Source organism: Pseudoxanthomonas sp. CF385 (genome assembly GCF_900104255.1).
Lineage (GTDB): Bacteria > Pseudomonadota > Gammaproteobacteria > Xanthomonadales > Xanthomonadaceae > Pseudoxanthomonas_A.
On record NZ_FNKZ01000005.1, the window covers coordinates 1 to 9,364 of the forward strand.

Annotated in this window: 6 protein-coding genes; all 6 read left to right on the forward strand. The window is 67.7% G+C overall.

Going from position 1 to position 9,364, the window contains the following annotated elements:
• Positions 1–579, forward strand: a 579-nt coding sequence (locus BLT45_RS17955) for a methyl-accepting chemotaxis protein (RefSeq protein ID WP_254771958.1), incomplete at its 5' end; no start/stop codon positions are given.
• A 174-nt stretch (positions 580–753) separates the two neighbouring features.
• On the forward strand, positions 754–3,381 hold the full coding sequence (locus tag BLT45_RS18665; protein ID WP_093304402.1) for a Cache 3/Cache 2 fusion domain-containing protein: 2,628 nt from the start codon (positions 754–756) through the stop codon (positions 3,379–3,381).
• Between the two features lie 142 nt (positions 3,382–3,523).
• Positions 3,524–4,303, forward strand: a complete 780-nt coding sequence (locus tag BLT45_RS17965) for a flagellar brake protein (protein WP_093304405.1) — start codon at positions 3,524–3,526, stop codon at positions 4,301–4,303.
• Positions 4,304–4,455: 152 nt separating this feature from the next.
• Positions 4,456–7,146, forward strand: a complete 2,691-nt coding sequence (locus BLT45_RS18670; RefSeq protein ID WP_093304409.1) for a methyl-accepting chemotaxis protein — start codon at positions 4,456–4,458, stop codon at positions 7,144–7,146.
• A 97-nt stretch (positions 7,147–7,243) separates the two neighbouring features.
• Positions 7,244–7,732 (forward strand): chemotaxis protein CheW, encoded by a 489-nt coding sequence (locus tag BLT45_RS17975; RefSeq protein ID WP_093304413.1) that lies wholly within the window; start codon positions 7,244–7,246, stop codon positions 7,730–7,732.
• 203 nt (positions 7,733–7,935) lie between these two features.
• On the forward strand, positions 7,936–9,364 hold a 1,429-nt coding region (locus BLT45_RS17980), incomplete at its 3' end, for a cache domain-containing protein (RefSeq protein WP_093304417.1).

Genomic DNA, 9,364 nt, shown 5'->3' on the forward strand with positions numbered 1-9,364 from the left:
TTCCAGACCAACATCCTGGCGCTGAACGCCGCGGTCGAAGCCGCGCGTGCCGGTGAGCAGGGCCGCGGCTTCGCCGTGGTCGCCTCGGAAGTGCGGACGCTGGCCCAGCGCTCGGCCAGTGCGGCCAAGGAGATCAAGGGCCTGATCGAGACCTCGGTGGAGAAGGTCGCCGACGGTTCGGCCCTGGTGAACCAGGCCGGTGCCACGATGGGCGAGATCGTCGCCTCGGTGCAGCGCGTGACCGACATCATGGCCGAGATCTCCGCCGCCTCGCAGGAACAGTCGGCCGGCATCGAACAGGTCAACCAGACCATCACCCAGATGGACGAAGCCACCCAGCAGAACGCGGCGCTGGTGGAAGAAGCCACCGCGGCCGCACGCAGCATGGAAGAACAGGCCCAGTCCCTGACCGAGTCGGTGTCGGTGTTCAAGCTGCAGGCCTCGGTCAGCGCCCCGGTGCGCCAGGCCATCGCCCAGGCGGCGGCACCGAAGCCGGCTGCGCCCAAGGCCGTGGTCCGCAAGCCGGCCGCGCGCAAGCCCGAACCGGCCTTCGCCGAAGGCGACTGGCAGGAGTTCTGAGCCACGACCCACAGGTCGAATGCCGAGGCGGCCCGGGTATTCCCGGGCCGCGTCGTTTCCGGCGGGTCTTGTCATGGCGGCCCCTACCGTTCGTCGGGAAATACACGCGTGTAGCTCAATCGGGAAACGGCGACGCCGATATCGCTCGTGATACCCCTACCCACCGCCTGCCCCATGAATCGATTCGCACGCCTTTCGCTCGGCAGCAAACTCTCGCTCCAGGTCACCGTCGCCGTCGCCCTCGTCCTGCTCCTGCTCGCCTTCGTGGTCCAGCGCCAATCCAGCCGTGCGATCGAAGAACGCGCACTCGGCGACCTCGACGTCACCGCACAGATCATGCTGGAGTCCGTCGCCCTCTACGACCGGACCCTGACGGAAACCACGCAGCGCATGGCACAAAGCTTCCGCGCATCGCTTCCGGTCGGCGATGTTTCGGTCGATCCGGCGCGCACCACGCTCATCGGCGACGCCGAGGTTCCCGAGCTGCGATTCGGCCAGCGAAGCGTCAACCTCGATTTCACCGCCGTGGACCGTTTCACCGAGGCGACCGACGTGGTCGCGACGCTGTTCGTCCGCCAGGGCGACGAGTTCATCCGCGCCACCACCTCGTTGCGCAACACCGAGAACGCGCGGGTCATCGGCACAGCGCTGGACCACAAGCATCCGGCCTACGCGCTGATCCTCGAGGACAAGCCGTATACCGGCCGCGCACGCCTGTTCGGCCAGGACTACATGACCCACTACGAGCCGCTCGCGGATGCGGAAGGCAAGACCGTGGGCATCCTGTTCGTGGGCCAGAACTACGGCGACGGCCTGGCCGCGCTGAAGGACAAGCTGCGCACCACCCGCCTGGGCGAAACCGGCTATTTCTTCGTCGTCGACCTTGCGGAAGGCGACCACCAGGGCATGCTCGCCGCCCATCCGACCAGCCAGGAATCCCCCTACACCGTGGTCGTGGACGCGGGCTCGCAGCCGGCGATGAAGGCCCTGCTCGAACAGGACCACGGCCATGCGGTGCTCGACATCGCCCCCAAGGCCGGCGACAAGGCCGAACCCGCCGTGGTCGCGGTGAAACGCTTCGCCCCCTGGAAATGGGCGCTCGTCGCCGTGGAGCCGCGCGAAACCGTACTGGCGTCCAGTCGCGCCCTGACGGCCAGCATCCTGGCGTTGTCGATGCTCGCGCTCGTCGTGATCGCCGCGCTGACCTGGATCGGCGTACGCCGCGTGGTCTCCCACCCGTTGCGCGCCGCGGTGGAGATCGCCGAACACGTCGCCGCCGGCAAGCTGGACGGCAGCATCGACACCCGCCGCCAGGATGAAGTGGGTCAGTTGTTGACCGCGATGCATCACGTGCAGACGCAGGTCGTGTCGGTGATCGGCGCGCAGACCGAGATGACCCGCCAGCACGACGAAGGGGCGATCAGTTACCGCATCGACGACAGCCGTTTCCCGGGCGAGTACGGCAGCATGGTCCGTGCCACCAATGCGCTGGTGGCCTCGCACATCGCGGTCAAGATGCGCCTGGTCGAGGTCATGCAGCGGTACGCCGTCGGCGACCTGTCGGTGGACATGGACCGCCTGCCTGGCGAAAAGGCGGTGCTGACGCAGACGATGGACGCGACCAAGGCCAGCCTGTCGGCGATCAATGGCGAGATCAAGCGCCTGGCATCGGCCGCTGCCGCAGGCGACTTCTCGCACCGCGGCGATGCCGGCAAGTATGAGTACGACTTCCGCGAGATGGTCGACGGCCTGAACCGCCTGATGGAAACCACCGACGGCAACCTGGGCGACGTGTCCGAGCTGCTGCAGGCCATCGCCCGCGGCGACCTGACCGCGCGGATGGAAGGCGACTTCCACGGCGTGTTCGCCACGATGCGCGACGACGCCAATGCGACGGTGGCCCAGCTGACCGAGATCGTCGGCCACATCCAGGATGCCTCGCGCAACATCAACACGGCAGCCGGTGAGATCGCCTCCGGCAACCTGGACCTGTCGCGTCGCACCGAACAGCAGGCCGCCAACCTGGAAGAGACCGCCGCCTCGATGGAGGAACTGACCTCCACCGTGCGCCAGAACGCCGAATCGGCCCGCCAGGCCAATCAGCTGGCCATCGGCGCCGCCGGTGTCGCTTCCCAGGGCGGTGAAGTCGTCGGCAAGGTGGTCTCCACCATGACCGACATCGAACAGTCCTCCAAGAAGATCGCCGAGATCATTTCGGTCATCGACGGCATCGCCTTCCAGACCAACATCCTGGCATTGAACGCCGCGGTCGAAGCCGCGCGTGCCGGCGAACAGGGCCGCGGTTTTGCGGTCGTCGCGAGCGAGGTTCGCACCCTGGCCCAGCGGTCGGCCAGTGCGGCCAAGGAGATCAAGGGCCTGATCGAGACCTCGGTGGAGAAGGTCGCCGACGGTTCGGCTCTGGTGAACCAGGCCGGCGCCACGATGGGCGAGATCGTCGCCAGCGTGCAGCGGGTGACCGACATCATGGCCGAGATCTCCGCCGCTTCGCAGGAGCAGTCGGCCGGCATCGAACAGGTCAACCAGACCATCACTCAGATGGACGAGACGACTCAGCAGAACGCCGCGCTGGTGGAGGAAGCCTCCGCCGCCGCCCGTTCGATGGAAGAGCAGGCCCAAGCCCTGACCGAGTCGGTGTCGGTGTTCAAGCTGCAGGCCGCGAAGGGCGCGCCGGTACGTCGGGTCATCGCCGAGGCGGTCGCACCGAAGAAGGCCGTGGCCCGCAAGCCTGCCGCGCGCAAACCGGAGCCTGCGCTCGCCGACGGCGACTGGCAGGAGTTCTGAGCGTCGTCACGCCACCCGCTTCGCACCCGCGGCCCGGCACTCCCGGGCCGCGGTCGTTTCCGGTGTCGCTAAAGATCGTGCGACGCACGCCGATACAGCCTGTGACGCCTTCCGCAAAGCCCGCCACTCTGTCCCTGTCCGTATGACCGACTCCACCGACGCACCGCTGGCCGAGCCGATCCGCTACGAGGACGAGGAAAAGTACCTGGTGCGCGGCGAGCACGCGATCCGGCAGATCATGCAGTCGCTGATCGACAAGCGCGCCCTCGTCAGCGGCTGCGCGATGCCGCGCAACCACACCTTCCCCACCTCGATGGTCGAGGTACTGGAAGACGAGGACGCCATCCTCATCGATGGCAGCGCCAGCGAGACGATCAACCGCAGCATCGAGGAAGCCTCGCACGTCACCTGCGTCTCGCGCCTGGACCGCATCCACGTCCAGTTCCGCCTGCAGGGCCTCACCCGCGTGATCCAGGACGGACAGATCGCGTTCCGTGCCGATCTTCCCGAAAGCGTGCTGCGCCTGCAGCGACGCGAGTTCTACCGGCTCCAGGTCCCGGTGACGCAGCCCGTCGAGTGCGCCGTCCCCCAACATCATCCCGATGGCGAGACCACCTATGAGCGCTATCGCGTGCTGGACATCAGCGGCGGCGGCCTGGCGCTGGCGGTACAGGCGGAGAACCCGTTGCTGCGCCCGTACAAGGAGTTTCCGGGTTGCCTCCTGTATCTCCCGGACGGCGGTCCGCTCAGCCTGCGCCTGATGGTCAAGAGCCTGCACAGCCAGCTCAACCAGAACGGCACGGAGAGCTGGCGCGCCGGCTGCCAGTTCACCGACCTGCCCCGTGGCGCGGACGCGCTGCTGCAGCGCTACATCTTCCGCCTCGAGCGCCAACGCAGCGCCCGCGACCGCGGCGCGGCGTGATCTTCGTCGACCTTTCGTCGATCCGTCGATTCATCCGCTCAACCTCGCCGCGGGCACGCCGATACCCCATGTGACGCTGCCGTGACAGTCCGGCCCTGCCGGATGCCGCGGCGCGACGCCATGCCCTGTCGCACAGCCCCATCGAGGTCGCCATGCCCGTTTCCCTTCGTTCGTCCTCCCGCAGCATCGCCACCCGCGTGATGGCAGGCACCGCCGTCCTGGCCCTGCTGGCTTTCGGCGTGGCCGCGACCGCCAGCTACCTGCGCAGCAGCCAGTCGCTGCTCGCCGCGGCGCGCACCTCGATGGACGGCCTGGCGAACCTGGAAGCGCAGCGGATCTCGGGCGAACTCACCGGCGCCTTCGACAGCAACGACGCCCTGGCCCAGGCCCTGCTCGCGCAGCGCGCCGGCGACGGCATCAGCCGCAGCGCCGCCAGCGCCATCTTCAAGCGCCAGCTCGAAGCCCATCCGGAATGGGTCGGCGTGGGCACGCTGTGGGAACCGGATGCGTTCGACGGCAAGGATGCCGACTTCATCGGCAGCGCAGGCCACGACGATACCGGCCGTTTCATGAGCTACTGGGCGTGGAGCGATGGCGCGCCGTTGCTGGAAGCGCTGCGCGACTACGAAGTGCCGGGCGCGGGCGACTGGTACCTGCGACCGCGTGAACTCAAGCGTACGGTCGTCGCCGAACCCTATGTCTACAAAATCGCCGGCAAGGACGTGCTGATGACCACGCTGTCGACGCCCGTGGTGCAGGACGGGACGTACCTGGGCGTGATGACCGTGGACTTCGCCCTGCAGTCCCTGCAGGAGCGCATCGGCAAGCTGACGCCGATGGGCGCCGGCTTCGTCCGGCTGGTGACGCCGGGCGGCGTGCTCATCGCCGACCGCGACGCGGCCCGCGTGGGCAAGCCCTTCGAGGACGGCGATGCCGGCGCGGTACTGAAGCAGATCGCCCGCGGCGAATCGGTCTTCCGTGAAGTCGAGAGCGCCGAAGGCGAAGCGCTGGTGGAAGCTTATGTACCGCTGCAGATCGGCCAGGCCCAGGAGCGCTTCATGCTGGGCGTGGTGGTGCCTCGCAGCGTGGTGATGCAGGACGCCCGCGCGGTGCTCTGGACGATCGTCGCCGTCGGCCTGCTGGGCGCGGTATTGCTCTGCGGCGCAATCTACTGGCTGCTCCGTCGCCAGGTAGCGGTCCCGCTGGCGGGCGCCGTGCGCGTGGCCGACGACATCGCCCGCGGCAATCTGGACGGCGTCATCGAAGCCGGACGCAGCGACGAGATCGGCACGCTGATGCAGGCCATGCGCACCATGCAGGGCAACCTGCGCGAGCGCATCGAGCGCGATGCGGTGGTCGCGCGCGAAAGCCTGCGCATCCGCACCGCGCTGGAGGAAGTGACGACCAACGTCATGATCGCCGACGCCGACCGGACCATCGTCTATGCGAACCGGCCGCTGATGAAGATGCTGGCCGATGCGGAACAGGACCTGCGCCGCGACCTGCCCGCGTTCGACGTGCGCACCGTCGTCGGCAGCCGCATCGACATCTTCCACAAGAAGCCGGAACACCAGTCGCACATGCTGGCGCAGTTGCAGGGCACGCACCGCGCCCAGATCACGGTGGGTGGCCGCATCATGCAGCTGATCATCAATCCGGTGAACGACGCCGGCGGCCAGCGTGTCGGCTATGTCGTCGAGTGGGCCGATCGCACCGCCGAAGTGATGGTCGAACAGGAAGTCACCCGCATCGTGCAGGCCGCCGTGCAGGGCGACCTCGGCGGCCGCATCGGCGAGGCCGGCAAGCAGGGCTTCCTGCTCGGCCTGTCGCAGCAGGTCAACAGCCTGCTGGCCACGATCGGCGGCAGCGTGGACGCCGTCTCCGGCGTGCTGCGCGCATTGTCCGGCGGCAACCTGACCGCGCGGATGGAAGGCGACTTCCACGGCGTATTCGCCACCATGCGCGACGACGCCAACGCGACGGTGGCCCAGCTGACCGACATCGTCGGCCGCATCCAGGATGCGTCCACCTCGATCAACACCGCCGCCGGCGAAATCGCCTCGGGCAACAACGACCTCTCGCGTCGCACCGAGCAGCAGGCGGCCAACCTGGAAGAAACCGCTGCCTCGATGGAGGAACTGACTTCCACCGTGCGCCAGAACGCCGAATCGGCCCGCCAGGCCAACCAGCTGGCCATCGGTGCGGCGTCGGTCGCTTCGCAAGGTGGCGAAGTGGTCGGCAAGGTGGTCTCCACCATGACCGACATCGAACAGTCCTCCAAGAAGATCGCCGAGATCATTTCGGTCATCGACGGCATCGCTTTCCAGACCAACATCCTGGCGTTGAACGCTGCGGTCGAAGCCGCGCGTGCCGGCGAACAGGGCCGCGGTTTTGCGGTCGTCGCGAGCGAGGTTCGCACCCTGGCCCAGCGGTCGGCCAGTGCGGCCAAGGAGATCAAGGGCCTGATCGAGACCTCGGTGGAGAAGGTCGCCGATGGTTCGGCCCTGGTGAACCAGGCCGGTGCCACGATGGGCGAGATCGTCGCCTCGGTGCAGCGGGTGACCGACATCATGGCCGAGATCTCCGCCGCTTCGCAGGAGCAGTCGGCCGGCATCGAACAGGTCAACCAGACCATCACCCAGATGGACGAGACGACCCAGCAGAACGCCGCACTGGTGGAGGAAGCCACCGCGGCCGCCCGCTCGATGGAAGAACAGGCCCAGGCGCTGGCCGAGGCCGTCTCGACTTTCCAGCTGGACAGCGGCAGCCAGGTGGCGCGGCTCGTCCAGGAACGCGTGACCCGGATCGCAGCCCGTTCCACGCCAGCCCACTCTCCGTACTGACGCGCTAAAGAATCTCCGCCCGGGGCCGATCTAGGCCGTGACAGGCCCCGTCCCGGGCAACCCCACCCTCTTACCGGCTGCAACAGGAGCCCGACGAATGAGCGACAAGAAGAGCCAGGCCACGGCGACCGCCGAGGAATTCCTCAGCTTCACCCTGGGAGACGAGCACTACGGCGTCGATATCCTGAAGGTGCAGGAGATCCGCGGCTACGATTCGGTCACCCGCCTGCCGGATGCCCCCGACTACATCAAGGGCGTGATCAACCTGCGCGGCACCATCGTGCCGGTGATCGACCTGCGCCTGAAGCTGCGGCTGAAGGAAGCGCGCTACGACGCCTTCACCGTGATGATCGTGCTGAACGTCGAGGACCGCGTCGTCGGCATCGTCGTGGACAGCGTGTCCGACGTGATCGGCCTGGCCGCGGAACAGATCCGCCCCACGCCGGAGTTCGGCGCCAGCGTCGATACCCGCTTCATCTCGGGCATCGGCACCGTCGACGACCGCATGCTGATCCTGCTCGACATCGAGACGCTGATCGACAGCGCCGACTTCGGCCAGCCGCTGCCGGAGCAGGCCGCGGCCTGATCCGCGCCAGGCAGGAACTCCCCGAGGGGACTGCGGGCCGCAAGGTCCGTGGTCCCCTTTTTTCTGGGCGCGCGACGCCGCGGGCGTCTCCGTCTTTCGTCGTAAGGGATGCAAAGCACCCTGAATTTCCTGCAGGCAACGCCGCTATTGCAGGTACGGGCATTCCGCCCACACAGGCCCACGCCTGCCCCCCGAGATCCCGCATGAACATCAACGCCAAGCTCGCCCGCACGCTCTCCAACGTTCCCCTCAAGCGCAAGTTCTTCCTCCAGACCGTCCTGGTCGCCATCGGCACGGTCGCCCTGGCCGTGGTCGCCGCCCGCATGCAGTACCTGGACCTGACCGGCACCCGCCAGGCAGGCCTGAAGGCGCAGACGGAGATGGCGCTGGGCGTGATCGAGGGCTACGCCAAGCAGGTGCAAGCCGGCTCGATGGAGGAAGCCGCGGCGAAGGAAGGCGCGCTCGCCACGCTCGCCACGATGCAGGCGAACAAGGGCGTGGACTACTTCTTCGTCACCGACGAGGCGCCGGTGATGCTGATGCACCCTACCCGGCCAGATCTGATCGGCAAGCCGCTGCAGGACGTGCAGAGCCCGGACGGCAAGCACATCTTCCCGGAGTTCGTGCGCGTCGCGAAGGCCGGCGGCGGGACGGTCGACTACAGCTGGGCGAAGGCCGGCGAAGAAGATCCCGTGCCGAAGACCTCCTACGCGGCCCTTTACCAACCCTGGGGCTGGGTGATCGGCACCGGCGTCTACATCGACGACACGCAGGCGCAGGCGCTGCAGTTCACCTTCATCATGACCGTTGCCGGCGGCGCGCTGGTACTGCTGAACATGCTGATCGGCTTCGTCATCGGCCAGTCCGTCCTGCATCCGGTCTCGCGCGCCCTGGCCGCCATCAAGGGCGTGTCCCGCGGCGACCTGAGCGTGCGCATCGGTCATCACGGCCGTGATGAAGTCGGCCAGATGCTCAAGGCGACCGACGAAATGGTGCACATGCTGGAGCGCTTCTCGCTGGAGACCCGCGAGATGATCCGCCTGCACGAAGCCGAGGACATCAGCCACCGCATGCCGGAGGATTTCCCCGGCGTGTACGGCGAACTCGCCGGCGGCATCAACACGATGATGTTCGAACACCTGGACGCGTTCCGCGATGCGATCGGCATCCTGCAGCGCTACGCCAACGGCGACCTCAGCCAGGATGCGCGCCGCCTGCCCGGCACGCGCGCGTTCCTGCACCAGGCAATGGACACGGCGAAGGCCAGCCTGCTGGCCATCAATGCCGAGATCAACCGCCTGGCCCAGGCGGCAGCCGCCGGCGACTTCGGCGTGCGCGGCGACGAAGCCCGCTTCCGCGACGACTTCCTGGCGATGGTGAAGGGCCTCAATGCGATGATGGCCACCAGCGACCGCAACCTGGCGCAATTGTCCGCTTTGCTCCGTGCGATCGCCGATGGCGACCTGACCGCGCGGATGGAAGGCGACTTCCACGGCGTGTTCGCCACCATGCGCGACGACGCCAATGCGACGGTGGCCCAGCTGACCGAGATCGTGGGCGGCATCCAGATGGCGTCGCTGAGCATCAACACCGCCGCCGGCGAAATCGCCGCCGGCAACAACGACCTCTCGC

Coding starts and splice junctions, on each gene's coding strand:
- BLT45_RS17975 (WP_093304413.1), top strand. CDS start 7,244: ATGAGCGACAAGAAGAGCCAGGCCACGGCGACCGCCGAGGAATTCCTC.
- BLT45_RS17965 (WP_093304405.1), top strand. CDS start 3,524: ATGACCGACTCCACCGACGCACCGCTGGCCGAGCCGATCCGCTACGAG.
- BLT45_RS18665 (WP_093304402.1), top strand. CDS start 754: ATGAATCGATTCGCACGCCTTTCGCTCGGCAGCAAACTCTCGCTCCAG.
- BLT45_RS18670 (WP_093304409.1), top strand. CDS start 4,456: ATGCCCGTTTCCCTTCGTTCGTCCTCCCGCAGCATCGCCACCCGCGTG.